Origin of the sequence: Streptomyces sp. NPDC050145, from assembly GCF_044460245.1 — a bacterium.
GTDB lineage: Bacteria > Actinomycetota > Actinomycetes > Streptomycetales > Streptomycetaceae > Streptomyces.
Genome location: NZ_JBITJS010000013.1, coordinates 78,158 through 96,670, shown reverse-complemented (window position 1 = coordinate 96,670; position 18,513 = coordinate 78,158). Strand labels below are relative to the sequence as shown.

The following is an 18,513-nucleotide window of genomic DNA, read 5'->3' as shown; positions in this document are numbered from 1 at the left end:
GGTCGGGACCACGAGGCCCCGACCTGCGGCGATAGGAAGCTCTCGGCGCCCATCACGCCGCCTGGGCCGTCCCTGGGCCGTGATCTTGCTCAGCGGGCGCCTGGAAGGCCCGGTCCACGGCCTTGCGGGTACGGCCCTCGCTGCTCGGCATGAGGTGCGTGTACGTGCGCAGGGTGAAGCCAGGGTCCGCGTGCCCGAGGTACTGGCTCAGCGCCTTGATGTTCTCTCCGGCGTCGAGCAGCACAGAGGCGTAGAAGTGGCGCAACGCGTGCATGCCGTTGTCCGGCGCGGCGGCGTAACGCTGACCCTTCCTCGGCTCCGGAATGATCCCTGCCATCACCAGTGCAGGCTTCCACTTCCAGTCGTTGAAGTAGCTCACGCGGACGTGATCGCCCCTGTCTCCGGAGAACAACAGTTGCTTTGTGACGGCCGACCCGTCAGGGGTACGCCAAGGCAGAGTGACGAGTGTCGGCGGAAATCGCTTGATGTGCTCGCTGAGCGCGGCGGCGACGACCTTGGGGAGGGGAACCTTCCTGGTTTTGTTTCCCTTCGGCCGCGCAAAGACGTACTCGCCTCGGATGCGCTTGAGCTGGTGGTTCACGTGAAGCCATCCACCCTCGATGTCGAGCTCATCGACAGACAGGCCGAAGACTTCACCCTGTCGCAGACCACAACCGGCGCCGGCGTCGACCGTGGCCTGGAAGCGCTCGGGGAGTGCCTCCCGCACGGTGACAACCTGAGGGATTGTCCAGGGCACGATCTGCCCGGGTGCGGCCTTCGGGATCGTCACCGACCGGGCACGGCACGGGTTCTTCGCGAGCAGCCCGTCATCCACCGCCGCGTTGAGGACTGCTGAGACCGTGCCGTAGATGATGCGGCGGCTCGACTCGGCAGGGGCCACAGGCTCCAACTGGGCAAGCCAAGTGCGGATGTGCTCCGGCTTGAACGAGCCGAGCGGGCGAGTCCCGAAGTACGGGTAGACGTGCAGCCGCAGGCGCCGCTCCGCCGCCTCACGACTGTTGATCTCGCCCGGGTGTGCCTTCACCCACTTCTCGGCGTACTGCCTGAAGGTGATCCGCGAAGCGCGAGGGTCGGTGTACTGACCGCGCGACATGTCGGCCTCGATGTTGGTCAGCCACTTCTCGGCGAGACGCTTCTGTCCGTCGCGGAAGCTCTTGGACTTCTCCGCTCCGTCAGGGCCGATGTAGCGGGCTCGATAGCGGAGTCCCGTGCCGTGACGCTCGGACTTGACGCGGCTGCCCTTGCCGTCGGCGTTCGTCTCGGTCTTGAACCAGCGGTCTTGGATGTGGCCTGCCATTGCGGCGAGTTCCTTCCTGGATGTGCCGCAGGGGGCGGCCGTTCCACGGCCGCCCCCTGCGGGGTGAGGTGATCTCAGGCGGCTTCCTGGTCCGCCGTCTTGAGCTGCGCGACGAACATCCGTACCTCGGCGGGGTCGTAGCGCACGTGCTTGCCGATGCGGAATCCGGGCGGGCCGGTGCGCTTCTTGCGCCACTGGTAGACGGTTTCGAGGGGGACACCGAACATCCCCGCGATGTCATCGGGGGTGAGGTAGCGATCCGGCAACCCCGCGCGGAGAGTGGCGCGGGGGTCGCTTGAAGTCAGGTCGGGCGAGCGCATGAGGCTCCTTTGCGGCGCGAGCGTCGACGGGCCTTCTCAGAAGTCCGCTACATCCGCTACAGCGCTACATCGCAGGTCAGCGGGGGTGTTTTTGTAGCGGAGGGGTGGCGTGTAGCGGCTACGCATGCGCTACGCCGTAGCGGGCGTAGCCGCTACACGCTGGGGTGCCGCTACAGATTCAGGGGCTCTGAGCTGGGCTGTAGCGGCGTAGCGGATGTAGCGGCTTCCTGGGCAGGGGGCGGGCAGTAACGCGCCCAGGCGTCGGCCAGATCCTCGGCGTGGAAGCCCTTGAAGACACCGCCGGCCGTGCGGATGTTGCGGGACTTGACCGGCGTGTTGTCGACGGTCATGTACTCCCCGAGCATCCTGGCGAGCCGCCGGTTGTCGAGGGGCTTGCCGTCGAGGTCGGCCCAGGGGGCGTCGTCGAGGGCGTTGAGCCGGTCGAGGATGGCGATGGTGGGCAGCTTGTCCACGCCGATCAGGACGTGGTCGCGCAGGTCCGTGAGCAGCCGGATTCCGACGCTGTGCTTGTCCGTGGTCTGAGCCGCCTTGACCAGGGCCACGCATGCCGCGCGGACCCGCTCCGGCCAGGCGCCGCCTGCCGCGTCCGCGATGGCGAGCAGGGGCTCCCAGACGTCGGCCGGCCGGTCCGTGATGCCCTCGGGCATCTCCGGCCAGGCGCCCATCACGCGCTCGGAGACCTGCTCTGCCCACGTTGCGAGCCGATCCCGCAGGGCGAAGCCCTCCTTCTCGTGGATACGGGTGCGGTAGGGCTCGACCTTCTCGTTCCGAGCCCTGCGCCGCATGCGGATGACGACCGAGCGGGTCAGGATCGTGTCCGGCAGAGAGCCGAGCCCGGCCACGGCGACAGCGGTGTAGGAGTGGAAGGCCTGCACGGTCTGGTTGGCGCCATCGCCCACGCAGCGGAACATGGGGCGATTGCGGCGGTGGCCCGCGTTGATGAACCCTCGGAGCTGCTCGTTCTCCCCGGCCTTGGGGCCGAAGATGGTGTCGATCTCGTCGAAGAGGATCGTGGGCCGCTGGCCGTCGACGCCCGAGACCGCGCGGAAGAGCGCGGCGGCGGATGCGTCGACAGCGGCCATCGCGTTCGGCACGAGCGTTTCCACGATCTCCAGCGCCCGGGACTTGCCGGAACCCGGCTCGGGGGACAGGAAGGCCAGGCGCGGGGTGGACTCGAAGCAGTCGAGCAGGTGGGCGTGGGCGTCCCACAGCGCCACGGCGACGTAGGCGGCCTCTGTCGGGAAGACGTTGAAGCGGCGGTGGAAGGCTTCCACCTCGTCGAGCAGTGCGGCGCCGTCGATGGTGGGCTGGTAGGTCATGCTGCGGCCCGTCCTTCCTGAAGATTGCGCAGGGGGCACACGGTGCGGTGGTAGTCGTGTCCGGCGACCAGGGCGAACACGTCGGCCTGGCCGCGCGCGCTCAGGTCGCGTCCGCACGCGCACCACGATTTGGCGGTGGGGGTGCCGCGACCGGACGCGGTGATGGTCAGCCACGCGATGGGGCGGCGTCCGTCGTCTCCGCGCGGGTCCACACCAAGAGCAGTGCGGACGCCTTCGGCGACTACCTTTCGGGTGCCCACGGCCGGGGTGTCCACAGGCTGTGGGGCGGCCTGCGGGCCGGTCGGCGTGGCGGGTTGGCCTTCCAAGGGGGAGCGGGTGGGGTGGCTCATGCCGCCTCCCGGGCTCGGGCCTTGCGAAGGGAGCTGTCCAGGGCGCTGCGGATCGTGGCGCGGCACTCGGCCGGCGGCAGGCCCGTCGACTCCCCCGCCCTTTGGAAGGCCTCCTCCACCACGTGCCGGGGGAGGTCGCCCCACGCAACGAAGCGCCCCAACTTGAACGCGCTGCGGTTGAGCGTCGTGTTGCGCTGCGATTCCGGCGCCGCCGCCACCGTCGCGCACTCAGCCTCCAGTGCAGCGAGCGCGGCGCGGCTCCCGTTGACCGCAGGAAGCCTCAGCGGGGCCGTAGGGCGCGCGGGGGTGGGTTCCAGGATGGTTTGGAGCCAGGAGGGCAGCGGGACGGCCTCGGGGCCGTTCACGTGCCGGTACATCCCGCCGGGGACGACGCTGCCCGCGCCGACGACGTAGCCGCCCCAGCCCCGGGTGTCGATCAACTCCCCAATGGTCCCGGCGGTGTTGGTCAGCCGGAGGCCGTTCGGGACGGTGAAGTACAGGTGCTGCCCGCCCGTCGCGGTCCGCACCCGGTAGGTGCTGGGGACGGCGTGGCCGGCGCGCTCGCAGAGCGCCTCAAAGGTCATCGCGCCGAAAGGCGCGTCCGAACCGCTCTTCTCCTTGGGCACGTCCAGGTCGACGACCAGCAGCCCGGAAGGCCCGGTGGCGATGCCGACGTTGAACATGCCCTCCGACCACGTGGCCCGGATGAGGTCAGGGTCGGTGGTGGCGCGCTGCTCCCACTTCAGGTGCCCGCCGGAGCAGGCGCCCGTACGCGGGCAGGAGGCTTCGCCGTGGAGCGCGGGCCGCTTGGTTCCGAGGCGGAGGGGGAAGACGTGCCAGCCCCGGGCGGCGGCGGTCAGGGCAGCACTCAGCAGGGTGTTGTTCATGCTGCGCTCCTCTCGTCGAGGGCGAGGAACTGGGTGGCGATCCAGTGGGTGTAGGCGGGGGGTACGGCTTTGCGGGCTTCAAGGTTGCTCATCCAGGTGCAGCCCATGGCGTCGGCGTAGGCGCGTTCGCCCTTGTGCTCGAAGGCGAGCAGTCCTTTGCGGTGCCAGCAGGGCGGGAGCAGGTCACCGCCGCCGCCCCATGAGGTCTCGAAGGCGCGGTGGCGGCGGATGCTGAGGCCGAACTGGGTTCCGCACAGGAGGTAGTCCGGGCGCAGGATGCGTGCCTTGGTGGTCTCGGGGACGTTCTCGATGACCCACGGGCGTCCGGTGGCCTGCATGACCTCGCGGCCCGGTGCGATCAGGTCCGGGTGCTCTTCTGGGTTGCCGCGCCATTTGGTGACGGTGGCGTAGCGCTCGCAGGGCCAGGAGCCGTGGACCAGGTCGAAGGTGTGGCCGTGCCGAGCGGCGTAGTCCAGGCCGTCGGCCTGGACGAAGGGGAACGGGTAGTTGGGCTGGGGTGCGATGTCGACGCCGACGACGTCGAACCCGGCGAGGTAGTAGCCCATGGAGAGACCACCCGCGCCGCAGCACAGGTCCAGGACCCTCATCCCGTTCGGCCGCCGCAGGGGCAGTACGCGGGCGTTCACGCGGCCACCCCCACAGGTCGCCGGGAGGCGAGGAGGGCGATGCCGATGTACTCGCCGTACGCGGGCGGGATGGCCTCGGTCAGCTCCTCGCGGACGCTCGTCCAGTCGATGCCGAGGGCGGCCTGAAGCTCCGGCACGGACGGCTTGCCGCCGCCGTTGCCGTATGCGGCGACGTAGGGGCCGTCGTAGAACTTGCCGTGCCGGTAGCCGCGCACCCGGCCCCGGTGTGGGACGTGCGCCGGCTGCTCGATGCTCCAGCCGCCCAACTCGAAATTGCGGTGGCGGATTACACCGAGGCCGAACATCTCACCGCACAGGGTCAGATCCTTGCGGATCTCCGCCTGTCCGTTGGGCTGCTCGATCACGTACGGCAGGCCGGTCTGGTCGAGCAGCGCACGCGTCGGGGCCACGAGGTCGACGTGGGTGCCGCCCCAGCCCCGGGACCGGTTGGTGCCCACGGTCAACGTGTTCTTGGCCTGGCAGGGCGGGGAGCTGTGCACGGCCGCGTAGCGCTCGATCTCACCCGTGTCGATGAGGTGGGCCAGGTACTCCAGGGCGTCGCCTCGGTGCCAGGTGAAGGGGTAGTTGGGTCGGTCGGCGACGTCGCATCCGTGGACGCGGAACCCGGCACGGGCGTAGCCCGTGGCGGCGCCGCCGGCGCACGAGAAGAGGTCCAGCAGTAGTGGCCGGTCGGGGCACTCTCGCCGGATGTCGGTCAGTTCGGTCATGCTGGGTGTCTCCAGTCCTGTTGCAGGGTGCTGGGCGACAAGGGCGGCCCCGGGTTCATTGGCGTGAGGCTGGGGCCGCGCTTGGCGTAACTAGAGGTGGGCTTTAGACATGCACTGGGGTGTTCTGGCAGCCATCAGGAGGTTTTCGTGATCCCGCGCATCGACGTGAAGGTCGACCCGTCATTCCCGGAGGGCGCGCCCATGGGAATGCCCGCTGAGGACGAGATAAGTGAGGAGGGGTACGGCTTCTTCCGAGGCGTGTGGGACATCAGCGGTGTCACCCACGACGAGGCCCGCGCGATTGTGGAAGAAGAGCGCGACTTGGTTCACCTGGTGGATCAAGCGAGCACGGATGCCGACTCGTTCGAGGACTTCGCCATCTCGGTGGAGAGAGGCGACCCCGACTCCCTGCCAGCCGGTTTCGCGGAGCGGCAGCCGGACAGCGAGCTTCTGGAAATCGTCGGGGACGGCGACCGTGAGGACAATGTTCTGGACAGCCTGGAGATCGGGGTGGCGGGCCTGTCGTATGCCCTCTCCTCCATCGGCTGTTTTCCAGCGGCGAGTTGCCGGAGCCATGCCTCGGGGCATTCATGGTCCGATCGACCGGTCGTCTATTTCGCGGCCGAACGTCTGACCGTTCACTGGTTGACCCCGTTGGTCCGTGACAGCGGATGCGGGTTCGGGAACGGGGGCGATCGCGGCGATCTGCTCTTCGTGGAAGCGCCGTCGATCAGCAACTTCATGAAGCTGGCCAATCTGATCCTTGATCAGGTTGAACGTCAGTCGCTCAACCGCTGATCAAGGATCGAAGTCGGCAACCGGGTCATGGCGCCCTTGGCGCAACTAGCGGTGGATGCGGTTGCGCTTGACGACGGTCTTGCGGGTGTTGACGGTGGTGGCGCGCTGGTCGACGTGGCCGGTGTAGTGCTGGTGGATCTCGGGCGCGGGCTTGGCCTTCTTCGCGAGGCGCGCGAGGGCGAGGACGAGGGCGGTCGGGGCGCCGAAGACGATGGCGCAGACGACCGGGTCGGCGTACTGCGACGCGTACATGAGCACGGCGGTGGTGAGGCCGACCATGGACGTGGCGCCGCCGCCGGCGAGCATGAGGACGCTCGCGTCGGTGGCGCCCTGGCTCATGGGGGGCCGGCCGGGCTGGGCGACGGGCGGGGTGGTGCCGACGTGGGGCACGGGGGTGTCGTCGCGGTAGGCGGTGGGGGTGGGCCGGTAGGCGTTGTCGATGATGCGGCGGGCCTCGTCGGCTGCCTCGGTCTCGGTCATCGACGTGCCGGGCGGGGTGGTCATGAGGGACTCCTTGAAGGCGCCGCGGGGCGGCGTGGGCGAGGGGAAGCGGAACCGTGCGAGTGGAGCCTCAGGGAGGGTGAGGCACCCCCTTGCCGTTGCGCTGTGGAGGGGGTTTCAGGGGTGTTGACCTGCGGGCCTCCCTGACTCCCTGATTGATCATTCGTGCAGGTCAGAGCCAGGGAGGCGGGTCAGGGAGGGGGTCAGGGAGTTCTCCCTGCCTCCCTGACCCGGACGGTGTTGCCTCCCTGCCGTCAGAGGCTGGAAGCGGAACCCTCGTCGTCGCGCTTGGCGAGCGCGCTCACGAGCCGGTCACGCCGGACGACCATGCGGCCGTCGGACTTGCGGGGCTCGGCTCCGGTGCCGTCGAGGACGCGCTTGAGGTCTATGAACGACCACTCGCCGTAGGCATCCTCGTTGAGCGCGGCGAGCCGCTTGAGGACGTCCTGCGTGCGCAGCCGCGGAGCGTCCCCGAGGACGGTCGCGATGTCGGCGAGCGGGTCGCGCTCCTCGCCTCGCTCGATGACGTGCAGGGTGGTGACGCCGTCGCGCATGGCCTTGGCCCGGTCGGTGATGGCCACCGCTTCCTCGTCGCCGATGAAGTGTGTCCGCACGGTGATGGATGTCTGGCCCTTGGGGATGTCGATCCCGTCGGAGGCGACCACGAGGGTGCCCTTGTCCAGGCCCTGGCGCAGCAGGTGCGGGGCCGCGCCGCCGTCCACCGCCTTGTCGCTCAGCGCCATGCGGGCCTGAGACTCGGTGCCCAGTGCGAGCGAGGCGCGGGTGTGGGCCCCTTCCCGGACCAGCTTGGGAAGGTTCTGGTCGGTCGGGTCCTGAGTGCCCTCCCACAGCAGGACATCGACGACGCGCCCCTGGTTGTGGACCTTGCGCACGGCCATGAAGTAGCGGCTCGTCGCCTTGGATCCGCCGTAGGGCCGCTTGGCCTCGTCCTTGGCCGGGCACATGAACGCGACCTGCGCTTCGTCGACGATGCCGATGAGCGGATCGAAGACCGCGCCCGGCTGGGTGCGCCGGATCTCGATCCGGCGGTTCATCTCGTCCACCAGGTCCTCGACCATCTCAGTAGCCTCGATCACCTGCTCGTCGGTGGGCCCCTGGATCAGGACGGTGGCCAGGCCCTCGAACATGGCCCAGTCGCCGGCACCCTTGAGGTCGGCGATACGGAACTCCACCCGGCGGTCCAGGGACGCCCACAGAGCCAGCGACCGCAGCGCGGCCGTCTTGCCCTGGTTGGACAGGCCGGTGACCAGCACCATGCGCTGATACAGACTCAGCATGGCGGCATCCCCGCGCAGGTCCTGGCCCCACGGGGCCTTGCCCTTGGTGTAGTCGGCGGTCATCGACTCGTCCGTGACCAGCGGCGACGGGCCGATCGGCTCGTCGAGCGCGCCCGAGTCGGCGACCCACAGACGCACGGTGCGGGCGGCGGTCGGGATGGTGATGAACACCTCGTGCTCGTGCCGGGTGAGGTTCTCGGCGAGCTTGCGGCGCCGCTGCTGAACCTCGATCGTCGACACCCCCGAGGGCAGGGTGACGTCGACCTCCACGCCGCATCCGGCGATCCGGATCGGCCCGAGCATCGAGGCACCGGCGTCGCCCATTTCCTTGATGGAGTTCCGCAGAGCAGGAACGCCCAGGTCACGCAGGGCCTTGACCACGATCGAGGGGGTGATCGGCTCGCCCTCACCGTTGCGGGCGTTGTCGGGCAGTGCCCAGTACGGGGCGGCCTGTGCCCGGCGGCCGACCTCCCACAGCCCGAGCAGGGCGAGGAACGGGCCGATCGTGATGAGCGGACCCCAGACGACCTGCACGATCGTGATGAGCAGTTGAATGAGGTCAACGACCGCCATGAGCGGGGTGATGACGTCGGAGACGTCCTTGGTGGCCACGGCCAGGGCGATGCCGAGCACGAGGAGACCGCCGATGCCCAGGCCGGTTCCGGCGGCGGCGCCCTTGGCGGCGTCGACGGGTGCTTCGAGCAGGTCCATGCGGCGGCGGTGGCGCAGGTCGCGGAAGCGCTGCAGCCGCTCTTCCCACTCGGCTGCAACCTCGTAGTTGCCGGCCGCTTCGGCAGCGCGGAGCAGGCGTTCGTAGCGGGCGCCGGTGCGGCCGTCCCAGGCGCGGCGGGTCATGATCCGGGTGCCACCGACCACGTACATGCTGTGGCGGGCCGCCAGGCGGCCAGCGGTGCGGGTGCGTTCGTCGGTGACGGCCTTGCGCACGGCGCGGCCGGACCGGACCCACAGCGGTACCGGACGCGAGTCCGGCACGACCGTCAGGGCGGGGGTGGTGGGGGTCTGAGCAGGGGTTTCGTCGGTGCTCTTGCGGAGCTGAACCACGTTCTCACTCACTGGAAACACTCCTCAACCGCCCAGGACAGGACGGGAGTCGAAGACGAGGGAAGGCGGGGTGGCCGCCGGCGCGGCCACCCCGAGGGCGGTGCTCGCACGGCCCGTGGGGGCCGGGCGGTCACCACCAGGCGATACGCGCGGACTTCTTGTCGCCGGCCTCGCGGACGATGCTGCGGCGCTCGGACTCCAACTCCGCGATCTCGGTCAGGATCCGGTCGGCGGCCTCGTCCCAGACGCGGTCGATGCGGCGGTCGGCGCGGCTCGTGCTGCGGCCCCGCACGACCTGCGTACTCCCGGCCGCCATGGCGGAGAGGGCCTTGCGCTTCTCGCGCCCGGTCAGCGGGGTCAGCTCCCGGTTCTGCACCGCAGCGAGCCGGTCACGTGCGTCGGAGATCTTGTGGTCGATCTTGCGGGTGTTCGGCCTTGCCATGGTCAGTCCCTCCCCTGGGAGTCGTTGCAGGTCAGGCACATGCCGAGCGACGTCGGCAGGCAGTAGTCGTACGTGACCGAGCAGACGGGGCAGGTGCGGCGGGCCAGCATCGCCAGCGCGAGCGCACCCCACTTCCGCGACGTCATCGGCCGCACCGGCTTGGCCAGCTCGACCCGGTAGAGGTAGGCGACCAGCGGGCCGCGACGGCGCCGGGGACGCTCCATCTGGGCGGCCACCTCCTGGCCCCCGGGCCGCAGCCCGAGCGCACGGAGCTGCCGGCGCGTGGCCAAGCCCTCAGGGGCCAGACGCCACCGGTAGACGGGCACGGTGGTCATGACGCCACCGCCAGACCGCGCTCGGAGCGCAGGGTTTCGCGCAGCGTGCGGGCCTTGGCCGGCGACGTGCGGACCTCGCGGCGGATGCCCTCAGCCGTCAGCTTCTCGTCCGGCCAATTGGCCGTCGCCGCGCGGGCCTCGTCGAGCAGCTCGTCCGGCGTGCGCTTCGGCCGGGGCGATCGAGCGACCTCCGGAACGCGGCCGGTCGCGCGGGCCGGTCGGGTCGATTCGGCGGCCACCGCCCGGCGCTCGATCGACGCGACCGGCGCCGGCTCGATCGACGCGATGGGCTTGAGCGGGAGGGTCGACTTCAGGAAGCCGACGGGCACCGGTCGGGGCAGCGCCTTCACGTTCGGCGTGATCGGCGCCGGGGTCGATACCGGCAGGTCAGCCGTAGACCGATTACTCTCGGTATGGGGCAATTCCTCCGCATTCTCGGGCGGGGTGTCGATTGGGGCGGGGCGGTGGTGCAGCACCTTGGCCACCAAATCGGAGCCGAAGTAGATCGACCCGACGGGCAGCGACGTGGCGAGCAGCACGAGCGCCCAGTTGGCCGGGTCCCAGTCGGCCAGCCGACCCCAGTCGACCGACCGGCCGTGCAGCTCTGGCACCAGCCCGTGCACGTAGTTCAGGACCAGCGAGGCGAGCGTGTAGGTGCCCAGCACCCGTAACGCGAACGTCCGGTCCTTCCCCGCGAGCACGAGCGTGGCGATCAGCGCGAGCGCCATGAGCCCGTCGACCACGAACGGGTAGAGCATCGCGGCCGTGTCGTCGGCGCCCACGGCACCGGCGATGTCGCGCAGCGCGTTCCAGGACACCCGGAACGCCATCACGACCACGACCACCAGAGCAAGCACGAGGGCGGCGCGGCCCTTGCGGTGAAGGTTCATCGCTCACCCTCCCGCCCATCGCGCAAGTCACCGTGCTCCCACACGAACGACTCGAACTCCGCGTCCTCCGCGTCGCCCTCGTCGTCCGCCTCGTCCTGCACCGGCTCCATTTCGAGGGCGGCGCCGGAGCAGGCGAACAGGCCGCTCACGATGAGGGCCAGCCACCAGAGCGGGTCGTGCCGCAGGACCAGCGAGCCGGCCAGGGCCAGCGTCAGCCAGCTCATGACGTGCAGACCGTTGGCGGTCCAGCGCTTTGAGGCGGGGATGGTGTTCATGCGGCACCGCCCGTCTGCACGGTGGTGCCGTTGAGCTGGTCGCGGTGGGCGGCGAGCACGCGCCGGCGGGCGCGGCGGATGCGGCGCTCGTCCAGCTCGGTCGGGGTCCGGTCGATGACGACGACCTGCGCGTCGAGCAGCTCCATCTCCGCGCGGATGACGGGCATCTCGCGCTCGATGGCGTCCAGCTCCGCGTCCGTGGGCTCCATGAAGTCGGCGAACGCGGTAACAGCGTCCTGAACAGTGACGATGTGGTTCATGGGTCGTGACTCCCTAGCAGTAGGTACGGCCCGAAAGAGCCCCCGGTGTTCGAGCACCGGGGGCTCACGCCGTTGAAGTGGTGGTTCGTGGTGCGTGCCCCGGCCTGCATTCGAGGCGTAGGCCCGGGATCGACCGGGCCGGGGCTGTCCGCGCCAGCCGTAGCCGCGCGATCCGTCTTTTCGACTCGGGGAGACGGGGCCCACCTGTTCAGTTCTCAACCAGCAGTCGCTTCCATCGAGCCGTTTCACGGGCCCTCCGGGCGCCGGGAGCAGCACAAAGAAGGCCCTCCCGCGTTCGCTGTCCTGGGACTGCGAGGCGCTTGAGAAGACCATGGCGCACAGTCCCGGGACTGTCAACAGTCCTGGGACTGTGTTTGACTGGACTCCAGTCGAGAGGAGTTCGCGTGGCACCGAAGTGGCGGGAACTGGCGGACAAGCTGGCCGAGCAGATCCGGACCGGGGCCTACGCTCCGGGGCAGCAGCTCCCCCAGATCCGTGAACTGGTCGAAGCGGGCGAGGGGTCTAAGACGACCGTCCACGCGGCCTACAAAGCGCTTGAGGCTGAGGGGCTGGTGACCTCATCCCGGGGGCACGGCACCGTCGTGCGCGAGCAGGCTCCACTCAAGCGACTCGGTATCGCTCGGTACGACAAGGCGAAGTGGCGCGACGGCGACGAGGTCGCATTCATTGCGGACCGGGTCGCATCCGGTCGGGCGTACAAGCGCGGCGAGCAGACGCAGACTGTCGAGCGTGTCATGGCGCCTCCGGCCGTCGCTGCGGCGCACGGGTTGCCCGACGGGGCCGAGGTGTACGCGCGGGCCCGTCTGGTGAAGGAAGGCGACCAGCCGACGCACACCCTGACCAGCTACTACCGACCCGAGCACGTAGAGGGGACACGGATTGTCGACCCGGCGCCCGGCCCCGCTGGCCGTGGCGGCGGTTTCAGGGTGCTGTACGACGCCGGATACGAGATCGATCACATGCGGGAGGAGCTGTTCGCCCGCTCGGCCAAGCCGGAGGAGGCGGAGCAGCTCAAGCTCCTGCCCGGGGAGTGGGTGGTGGAGCTCCACCGCACCACGTTCACGGCGGACGGCACAGTGGTGGAGTTCGCGATCGGCGTCCACGCGGCGACGCGCTTCGCCTGGGCGTACGACTTCAAGGTGCCTGACTCGGCGGCTGGGGAGAACAAGTGATCTCCGCACAGAACTGGGCCGATGCCCATACGCTCTGGGACTTTCAGCAGATGGGACATGCCCCGCGCCCCTGCTCGGTGGGCATCGGGCTCGGCAGCCACGATCTCGGTGTCGCGGATGCCACGGTCGACCTCTACCGGCGTGGGATGTTTCCCCTGATCGTCTTCACCGGCGCCACGAGCCGAACCACCGAGGGGCGGATGCCCAGAGGGGAGGCGGAGCACTACCGGGAGCGGGCACTGGAACTGGGCGTGCCGGAGCCGGCGATCCTCGTCGAGCCGAACGCCCGGAACACGGGCGACAACATCCGCTTCTCGCAGGCGTTGCTCGAAGCGCGGGGCGTAGGTGTCTCGTCCATCCTGCTCGTGAGCAAGCCGTACGAGGAGCGGCGAGCGTATGCGACCGCCCGCAAGTTGTGGCCGGCGGTCGACGTCGTGAGTGCCTCTACGAACATGGAACTGGAGGAGTACGTCGACTCCATCGGGGACGCCCGCTTGGTCCTAGACATGCTCGTCGGTGCCCAGCAGCGTCTGGTCCTCTACCCGAAGCGCGGATTCACCGTCGCCCAAGACGTTCCGGAGTATGTCAATGCGGCCTACGAGCGGCTGCGTGACGGTGGATTCACGACGCGCCTCATGGCGGAATGAGAACAGCAGCTCCCGAATACACAGAGGCCCCGTCAGGTACCTGACGGGGCCTCTGTGTACCGCGCCTCACGTGCACATGATCAACTAGGCGTCTCGCCATGCCTGAAGGAAGCGCTCACGATCTTCAGTCGTATCGTGCCTCCGGCGGTTGGCGAGCAGTACGTGCCAGGCGGTGGTTTCGGCGTCACGCAGCCACAACTTGCCGAGGTACCTGGCACCGCCCATGAGGTCCAGGGCGTTCCCGATCACGTCGGCGACGGCGTTGTGCTGGTCGTCGCTGAGGTCTTCGAAGAAGCTGAGCACGCGCCCAGCAATACCCGTTTCGTTGCCATCGAGCAGGTAGTCGAAGAACGGGCCGCCGGCGTTGGCTGGGACGATGTTCCAGGCGGCTTCGCCTCCCGCTTCCCCGAGCGACCGCCAGAACTCTCGTCCCTCTGTGGTGCCAGGCAGGGGCAGCGAAGCGAACAGGTCGACCAGGTGGCCGTTAGCCGCTTGGTCGTGGGAGACGTCGCACGCCGCCGCAGCCGCGATCTTCGCCACGTGCTCTGTGTCCAACCCGCCAGTACCTGGCCAATCGAGTGGCGAATTCAGCTTGCGCGCGAGGTGCTGAGCCAGCTCGTCGTCCTTATCCAGGTAGAGCCGAACGATCACAAGTTCCCCCACTTCAGCGGCAGACAATGCACGAGGTGTGGCGTGTTCGTTGGCCAGTCTGCCCACCTGCCGGCACGAGGGGTGAAGTACACGGACAACGTCCGGAAGCGGCCCATTGTTGACTTGATGAGCGTCCGGGCCGGGCCGTCGCTGGGCCGTCCGACGGCGGCCCAAGTCGACCAACAACGACCAACAACGACGTGAGGGGCACGGCCGAAGCCGTGCCCCTCATGTTCGTTTGCCCAGCTAGACCCACGTGTCGAGCCACATCCGCGACCGCCACGAGTCGATCGGGATCGCCGTGCCCGTGTAGATCGGCCAGAAGTAGATGAAGTTCCACACGATCAGCAGGACCAGGACGCCCGCGCCCGCCGCCCCGGCCATCCGGCGCCGGTCCGACGAGCCCGGTCTCCCGATGATCGCGCCCAGCATCATCGCCACCGCCAGACACAGGAACGGCGCGAAGACGACTGCGTAGAAGTAGAAGATCGTCCGCTCCTGGTACTGGAACCAGGGCAGATAGCCGGCCGCGATCCCGCACACGATCGCGCCCGCGCGCCAGTCACGCCGGAAGAACCAGCGCCACAGCACGAACAGCAGCGCGACGGCCGCCGCCCACCACAGCAGCGGGGTGCCGAGCGCGAGGACCTCGCGGGCGCACTTGTCGGCCGCGTCCGCCGGGCAGCCGTCGGCGCCGGGCGACGGAGACTCGTAGAAGTAGGAGACCGGACGGCCGTCGACGATCCAGCTCCACGGGTTCGACTGGTACGTGTGCGCCGAGGTCAGATGGGTGTTGAACTCCCAGACCTCGTGCTCGTAGTGCCACAGGCTGCGCACCCAGTCCGGCAGCCACGTGAAGTGGCCGCCCTTGCCCGCGGTCACCGCCCAGTTCCGCAGATAGCCGCCCGTGCCGTCGTCCGGCGACAGGATCCAGCCCAGCCAGGACAGCACGTACGTGCCGATCGCCACCGGCACCGTGGACAGGAACGCCCAGCCCACGTCCCACTGGTAGGTCGCCATCCAGGGGTGCCGCGCCCCGGCCACCCGGCGCGCGCCCACGTCCCACAGCACCGTCATCAGGGCGAACGCGGCGACGTAGACGAACCCGTTCCACTTCGTCGCCGCCGCCAGGCCCAGGCACAGGCCCGCGAGCAGCCGCCACGGCCGCCACCCGAACCGGAACGTCTCCGCGATGTGCGCGTCGGGCCGCACCAGGCCGTTGTCGTCCACCGGCAGCGCCGCCGCCAGCCGCTCCCGGCTGCGGTCCCGGTCCACGACCAGGCAGCCGAACGCCGCGAGCACGAAGAACACGAGCACCGAGTCGAGCAGCGCGGTCCGGCTCATCACGAACGCGAGCCCGTCCACCGCGAGCAGCAGACCGGCGAGACAGCCCAGGAACGTCGAGCGGAAGATCCGCCGCCCGATCCGGCACACCATCAGCACGCACAGCGTGCCGAGCACCGCCGTCATGAACCGCCAGCCGAAGGGGGTGAACCCGAACAGCCACTCGCCGATCCCGATCACGTACTTGCCGACCGGCGGATGCACGACGTACGAGGCGTCGTGCGGGATCGGGATGTCGCCGCCGCGCTGGAGGATCAGGTCGTTGGCGTTCTTGGCCCAGTTGACCTCGTAGCCGCGGTGGATGATCGCCCAGGCGTCCTTCGCGTAGTACGTCTCGTCGAATATCACCGCCTTCGGGCTGCCCAGGTGCCAGAAGCGCACCAGGCCCGCGAGCAGCGTGACCAGCAGCGGCCCGACCCAGCCGGAGAACCGGCCGAGCCCGCCCGTCGGCCACCGGCGCGAGGTCGGCACGGGGAACGAGGGCACGAGCCGCTCCCGGACACCGCCCCCGCCGCCTTGCCCCACGTACCCGAACCGGCGCAGACCGCGCAGCCACGACGACGGCCGCTCCGCCTCGGCGGGGTCCTGCCGGGCAGCGGCGCGCGACGGGGTCTCGGTCGGGTGGGACGACGACGCGGTATGGGTCACCGCGCCATCGTAGGGAACCCGACTGTGCGAATCGTGTCTGTGACCCCTGCGAGACTGGAACAGTGACAGGAACCGCAGATTCGACCGGAACGCTGGTACTCGCAGGGACCCCGATCGGGGCCATTTCGGACGCGCCGCCGCGGCTCGCGCAGGAGCTGGCCGTCGCCGACGTGGTCGCGGCCGAGGACACGCGGCGCATGAAGCGGCTCGCGCAGGCGCTCGGAGTGACCGTCGGCGGGCGCGTCGTGTCGTACTTCGAGGGCAACGAGTCGGCCCGGACCCCCGAGCTCGTGGAGGCGCTGGCGGGCGGGGCGCGGGTGCTGCTCGTCACCGACGCCGGGATGCCGTCCGTGTCGGACCCCGGGTACCGCCTGGTGGCCGCCGCCGTCGAGCGCGACATCCGCGTCACCGCCGTACCGGGCCCCTCCGCCGTGCTCACCGCGCTCGCGCTGTCCGGGCTGCCCGTCGACCGGTTCTGCTTCGAGGGGTTCCTGCCGCGCAAGGCGGGCGAACGGATGGGCCGGCTCAAGGAGGTCGCCGACGAGCGCCGCACCCTCGTCTACTTCGAGGCGCCGCACCGCCTCGACGACACCCTCGCGGCGATGGCCGAGGCGTTCGGCGCCGACCGCCGGGCCGCCGTGTGCCGCGAGCTGACCAAGACCTACGAGGAGATCAAGCGGGGCCCGCTCAAGGAGCTCGCCGCGTGGGCCGCCGAGGGCGTCCGCGGCGAGATCACCGTCGTCGTGGAGGGCGCCCCGGAGAAGTCCGGGGACGACATCACCCCCGCTGAGCTGGTGCGCAGGGTCCAGGTGCGGGAGGAGGCGGGGGAGCGGCGCAAGGAGGCCATCGCCGCCGTCGCCGCCGAGGCGGGCTTGCCCAAGCGGGAGGTCTTCGATGCCGTCGTCGCGGCAAAGAATGCGGATCGAACCGCCCCATAAGCGCGTAAAGGACTAACCTGAAAAGCAAAGCGAAGACCGGGTACGGCGCCCTTTCGGCAGGGAAGAGCCAAAACGGCTCCAACAGTCGACAGGTCCTTTGCGCCCGGTCCGCCGGAGGCGTCCACTGGTCGAAGGGGACGCACCCGTCCCCACGCTGCCCGAGGGCAGCGCTTGTCCAGCGGACAAGAGGAGCTGGCATGAGCGAGTTCGCAGTCTCCAGGACGACCACCGGTGCCGAGACGCCCCCGATCCCCGATCGCAGCGCGGCGACCGCCGTCGCCCACGAGTCGTACTCCTTCGCCTGCATGCGCTGCGGGCACGGGTGGGAGCAGTCCTACGAGATCGAGCACCACGTCGCCGGGGACGGGGCGGAGTTCGTGATGTACGTGGCGGACGGCGAGCGCGTTCCCTCGCCGCTCACCCGCCCCACCTGCCGGAACTGCGGCGGGCACGTCGTACGGATCATGCGGGCCGGCCGGGTCTCCTCCGTCCTCGACATCATGCAGAACCCGAAGAACCCGCAGCACCGCACGCCGCCCGCCGGGCCGGTCGAGGCGCCCGAACCGGCGGCCGCGGAGGCCCGGAAGCCCCACGAACACCACTGGCACCTGTCGGCCCTGCTCCACCCCTTCAGCCACCACCACAAGAAGGACGCGACCGAGACGGACGAGCCCGGCTCGTAGCGCTCGTAGGACCGGAATCGGTTCGTCGGACCGGAGGGCCGGTTCGTAGGATCGGGGCATGAGCCCCAACGCCAAGGACGCCACCCCGCCCCCGCCGCCCGCGCCGCTGGACGTGCCGGTCGCCGACTCGCACACCCACCTGGACATGCAGGCGGGCACGGTCGAGGAGGCCCTCGCCAAGGCGGCGGCGGTGGGCGTGACGACCGTCGTGCAGGTGGGCTGCGACCTCAAGGGCTCGCAGTGGGCCGCCGACACCGCCGCCGCGCACGCCGCGGTCCACGCGACCGTGGCCCTGCACCCGAACGAGGCGCCGCGCATCGTGCACGGCGACCCCGACGGCTGGTCCCGGCAGGGTGCGCGCGAGCCGCTCGGTGACGCCGGGCTCGACGCGGCGCTCGCCGAGATCGACCGGCTCGCCGCGCTGCCGCAGGTCAAGGGCGTCGGCGAGACCGGCCTCGACTACTTCCGCACGGGCCCCGAGGGCAAGGCGGCCCAGGAGAAGTCCTTCCGCGCCCACATCGAGATCGCCAAGCGGCACGGCAAGGCCCTGGTCATCCACGACCGCGAGGCCCACGAGGACGTGCTGCGGGTCCTGAAGGAGGAGGGCGCCCCCGAGCGCACCGTCTTCCACTGCTACTCCGGCGACGCCGACATGGCGCGGATCTGCGCCGAGCACGGCTACTTCATGTCCTTCGCGGGCAACGTCACGTTCAAGAACGCCCAGCCGCTGCGCGACGCCCTCGAAGTCGCCCCCACGGACCTGATCCTGGTGGAGACCGACGCCCCGTTCCTGACCCCGGCGCCGTACCGCGGTCGGCCTAACGCCCCGTACCTGATTCCGGTCACGCTGCGCGCCATGGCGGCCGTCAAGGGCGTCACCGAGGAAGCCCTCGCGACCTCGGTCTCCGCCAACACGGCCCGCGCCTTCGACTACTGAAACCGGGACCGGCCCCGCGCC

The 18,513-nt window shown here is 69.9% G+C and carries 22 protein-coding genes; 6 read left to right on the top strand and 16 right to left on the bottom strand.

What is annotated here, in order from left to right:
• Window positions 1–52 precede the first annotated feature (52 nt).
• The 7 genes from ACIBTU_RS25620 to ACIBTU_RS25590 all read right to left on the bottom strand — a co-directional run bounded on the left by ACIBTU_RS25620 (window position 53) and on the right by ACIBTU_RS25590 (window position 5,590).
• Window positions 53–1,318 (bottom strand): tyrosine-type recombinase/integrase, encoded by a 1,266-nt coding sequence (locus tag ACIBTU_RS25620; protein WP_399128766.1) that lies wholly within the window; start codon window positions 1,316–1,318, stop codon window positions 53–55.
• 74 nt (window positions 1,319–1,392) lie between these two features.
• The gene (locus ACIBTU_RS25615) at window positions 1,393–1,638 is read right to left on the bottom strand and encodes a helix-turn-helix transcriptional regulator (protein WP_399128765.1); all 246 of its coding nucleotides are present in this window, start codon (window positions 1,636–1,638) and stop codon (window positions 1,393–1,395) included.
• Between the two features lie 170 nt (window positions 1,639–1,808).
• Window positions 1,809–2,978 (bottom strand): DUF3631 domain-containing protein, encoded by a 1,170-nt coding sequence (locus ACIBTU_RS25610; RefSeq protein WP_399128764.1) that lies wholly within the window; start codon window positions 2,976–2,978, stop codon window positions 1,809–1,811.
• Window positions 2,975–3,328, bottom strand: a complete 354-nt coding sequence (locus ACIBTU_RS25605; RefSeq protein WP_399128763.1) for a hypothetical protein — start codon at window positions 3,326–3,328, stop codon at window positions 2,975–2,977. The genes ACIBTU_RS25610 and ACIBTU_RS25605 overlap by 4 nt, the downstream gene beginning before the upstream one ends.
• Entirely contained in the window at window positions 3,325–4,215 is an 891-nt protein-coding gene (locus ACIBTU_RS25600; RefSeq protein ID WP_399128762.1) for a bifunctional DNA primase/polymerase, read from the bottom strand. The genes ACIBTU_RS25605 and ACIBTU_RS25600 overlap by 4 nt, the downstream gene beginning before the upstream one ends.
• Complete coding sequence (locus ACIBTU_RS25595) at window positions 4,212–4,862, bottom strand: class I SAM-dependent methyltransferase (RefSeq protein ID WP_399128761.1); 651 nt, start codon at window positions 4,860–4,862, stop codon at window positions 4,212–4,214. Before ACIBTU_RS25595 ends, ACIBTU_RS25600 begins: the two co-directional genes overlap by 4 nt.
• Window positions 4,859–5,590 carry a DNA methylase gene (locus tag ACIBTU_RS25590; RefSeq protein ID WP_399128759.1) on the bottom strand — a complete coding sequence of 244 codons (732 nt, stop codon included), beginning with the start codon at window positions 5,588–5,590 and terminating at the stop codon, window positions 4,859–4,861. The genes ACIBTU_RS25595 and ACIBTU_RS25590 overlap by 4 nt, the downstream gene beginning before the upstream one ends.
• 147 nt (window positions 5,591–5,737) lie before the next feature.
• Between ACIBTU_RS25590 and ACIBTU_RS25585 the strand changes: the two genes are divergently transcribed.
• A complete protein-coding gene (locus tag ACIBTU_RS25585) occupies window positions 5,738–6,388 on the top strand; it encodes a hypothetical protein (RefSeq protein ID WP_399128758.1) in 651 nt (216 codons plus the stop codon).
• A gap of 45 nt (window positions 6,389–6,433) precedes the next feature.
• Here ACIBTU_RS25585 and ACIBTU_RS25580 read toward each other — a convergent pair whose 3' ends face one another.
• The 7 genes from ACIBTU_RS25580 to ACIBTU_RS25550 all read right to left on the bottom strand — a co-directional run bounded on the left by ACIBTU_RS25580 (window position 6,434) and on the right by ACIBTU_RS25550 (window position 11,451).
• Window positions 6,434–6,892: a hypothetical protein gene (locus ACIBTU_RS25580; protein WP_399128757.1), complete on the bottom strand. Its 459-nt coding sequence runs from the start codon at window positions 6,890–6,892 to the stop codon at window positions 6,434–6,436.
• Between the two features lie 251 nt (window positions 6,893–7,143).
• A complete protein-coding gene (locus ACIBTU_RS25575) occupies window positions 7,144–9,261 on the bottom strand; it encodes an FtsK/SpoIIIE domain-containing protein (protein WP_399128756.1) in 2,118 nt (705 codons plus the stop codon).
• Between the two features lie 118 nt (window positions 9,262–9,379).
• A complete protein-coding gene (locus ACIBTU_RS25570; RefSeq protein WP_399128755.1) occupies window positions 9,380–9,691 on the bottom strand; it encodes a hypothetical protein in 312 nt (103 codons plus the stop codon).
• Window positions 9,692–9,693: 2 nt separating this feature from the next.
• Window positions 9,694–10,026, bottom strand: coding sequence for an RRQRL motif-containing zinc-binding protein (locus ACIBTU_RS25565; protein WP_399128754.1), 333 nt, complete (start codon window positions 10,024–10,026; stop codon window positions 9,694–9,696).
• Window positions 10,023–10,916 (bottom strand): DUF2637 domain-containing protein, encoded by an 894-nt coding sequence (locus tag ACIBTU_RS25560; protein ID WP_399128753.1) that lies wholly within the window; start codon window positions 10,914–10,916, stop codon window positions 10,023–10,025. Before ACIBTU_RS25560 ends, ACIBTU_RS25565 begins: the two co-directional genes overlap by 4 nt.
• A complete protein-coding gene (locus ACIBTU_RS25555) occupies window positions 10,913–11,191 on the bottom strand; it encodes a hypothetical protein (RefSeq protein WP_399128752.1) in 279 nt (92 codons plus the stop codon). The genes ACIBTU_RS25560 and ACIBTU_RS25555 overlap by 4 nt, the downstream gene beginning before the upstream one ends.
• Entirely contained in the window at window positions 11,188–11,451 is a 264-nt protein-coding gene (locus tag ACIBTU_RS25550; protein ID WP_399128751.1) for a DUF6284 family protein, read from the bottom strand. Before ACIBTU_RS25550 ends, ACIBTU_RS25555 begins: the two co-directional genes overlap by 4 nt.
• Before the next feature lie 404 nt (window positions 11,452–11,855).
• Between ACIBTU_RS25550 and ACIBTU_RS25545 the strand changes: the two genes are divergently transcribed.
• Together ACIBTU_RS25545 and ACIBTU_RS25540 are read left to right on the top strand one after the other, a co-directional pair.
• Window positions 11,856–12,644, top strand: coding sequence for a GntR family transcriptional regulator (locus ACIBTU_RS25545; RefSeq protein ID WP_399128750.1), 789 nt, complete (start codon window positions 11,856–11,858; stop codon window positions 12,642–12,644).
• Window positions 12,641–13,291, top strand: coding sequence for a YdcF family protein (locus ACIBTU_RS25540; RefSeq protein WP_399128749.1), 651 nt, complete (start codon window positions 12,641–12,643; stop codon window positions 13,289–13,291). The genes ACIBTU_RS25545 and ACIBTU_RS25540 overlap by 4 nt, the downstream gene beginning before the upstream one ends.
• Window positions 13,292–13,375: 84 nt before the next feature.
• Here the strand turns inward: ACIBTU_RS25540 and ACIBTU_RS25535 are convergent, their stop codons facing one another.
• Window positions 13,376–14,008 (bottom strand): hypothetical protein, encoded by a 633-nt coding sequence (locus tag ACIBTU_RS25535; RefSeq protein WP_399128748.1) that lies wholly within the window; start codon window positions 14,006–14,008, stop codon window positions 13,376–13,378.
• 180 nt (window positions 14,009–14,188) lie between these two features.
• Window positions 14,189–15,934, bottom strand: a complete 1,746-nt coding sequence (locus ACIBTU_RS25530; RefSeq protein WP_399128747.1) for a dolichyl-phosphate-mannose--protein mannosyltransferase — start codon at window positions 15,932–15,934, stop codon at window positions 14,189–14,191.
• A gap of 62 nt (window positions 15,935–15,996) precedes the next feature.
• Here ACIBTU_RS25530 and rsmI point away from each other — a divergent pair, with 62 nt between their 5' ends.
• From rsmI to ACIBTU_RS25515, 3 genes are all read left to right on the top strand, one after another.
• The gene (rsmI, locus tag ACIBTU_RS25525) at window positions 15,997–16,872 is read left to right on the top strand and encodes a 16S rRNA (cytidine(1402)-2'-O)-methyltransferase (protein WP_399128746.1); all 876 of its coding nucleotides are present in this window, start codon (window positions 15,997–15,999) and stop codon (window positions 16,870–16,872) included.
• Between the two features lie 197 nt (window positions 16,873–17,069).
• A complete protein-coding gene (locus tag ACIBTU_RS25520; protein WP_399128745.1) occupies window positions 17,070–17,555 on the top strand; it encodes a hypothetical protein in 486 nt (161 codons plus the stop codon).
• A gap of 58 nt (window positions 17,556–17,613) precedes the next feature.
• Window positions 17,614–18,492 (top strand): TatD family hydrolase, encoded by an 879-nt coding sequence (locus tag ACIBTU_RS25515; RefSeq protein ID WP_399128744.1) that lies wholly within the window; start codon window positions 17,614–17,616, stop codon window positions 18,490–18,492.
• Window positions 18,493–18,513: the final 21 nt, after the last annotated feature.

Bases quoted from the DNA above. Each gene is read 5' to 3' on its own strand.
- ACIBTU_RS25610 (WP_399128764.1), bottom strand. From the start codon at position 2,978: ATGACCTACCAGCCCACCATCGACGGCGCCGCACTGCTCGACGAGGTG.
- ACIBTU_RS25560 (WP_399128753.1), bottom strand. From the start codon at position 10,916: ATGAACCTTCACCGCAAGGGCCGCGCCGCCCTCGTGCTTGCTCTGGTG.
- ACIBTU_RS25520 (WP_399128745.1), top strand. From the start codon at position 17,070: ATGAGCGAGTTCGCAGTCTCCAGGACGACCACCGGTGCCGAGACGCCC.
- ACIBTU_RS25615 (WP_399128765.1), bottom strand. From the start codon at position 1,638: ATGCGCTCGCCCGACCTGACTTCAAGCGACCCCCGCGCCACTCTCCGC.
- ACIBTU_RS25555 (WP_399128752.1), bottom strand. From the start codon at position 11,191: ATGAACACCATCCCCGCCTCAAAGCGCTGGACCGCCAACGGTCTGCAC.
- ACIBTU_RS25590 (WP_399128759.1), bottom strand. From the start codon at position 5,590: ATGACCGAACTGACCGACATCCGGCGAGAGTGCCCCGACCGGCCACTA.
- ACIBTU_RS25605 (WP_399128763.1), bottom strand. From the start codon at position 3,328: ATGAGCCACCCCACCCGCTCCCCCTTGGAAGGCCAACCCGCCACGCCG.
- ACIBTU_RS25580 (WP_399128757.1), bottom strand. From the start codon at position 6,892: ATGACCACCCCGCCCGGCACGTCGATGACCGAGACCGAGGCAGCCGAC.
- ACIBTU_RS25515 (WP_399128744.1), top strand. From the start codon at position 17,614: ATGAGCCCCAACGCCAAGGACGCCACCCCGCCCCCGCCGCCCGCGCCG.
- ACIBTU_RS25550 (WP_399128751.1), bottom strand. From the start codon at position 11,451: ATGAACCACATCGTCACTGTTCAGGACGCTGTTACCGCGTTCGCCGAC.
- ACIBTU_RS25570 (WP_399128755.1), bottom strand. From the start codon at position 9,691: ATGGCAAGGCCGAACACCCGCAAGATCGACCACAAGATCTCCGACGCA.
- ACIBTU_RS25620 (WP_399128766.1), bottom strand. From the start codon at position 1,318: ATGGCAGGCCACATCCAAGACCGCTGGTTCAAGACCGAGACGAACGCC.
- ACIBTU_RS25600 (WP_399128762.1), bottom strand. From the start codon at position 4,215: ATGAACAACACCCTGCTGAGTGCTGCCCTGACCGCCGCCGCCCGGGGC.
- ACIBTU_RS25565 (WP_399128754.1), bottom strand. From the start codon at position 10,026: ATGACCACCGTGCCCGTCTACCGGTGGCGTCTGGCCCCTGAGGGCTTG.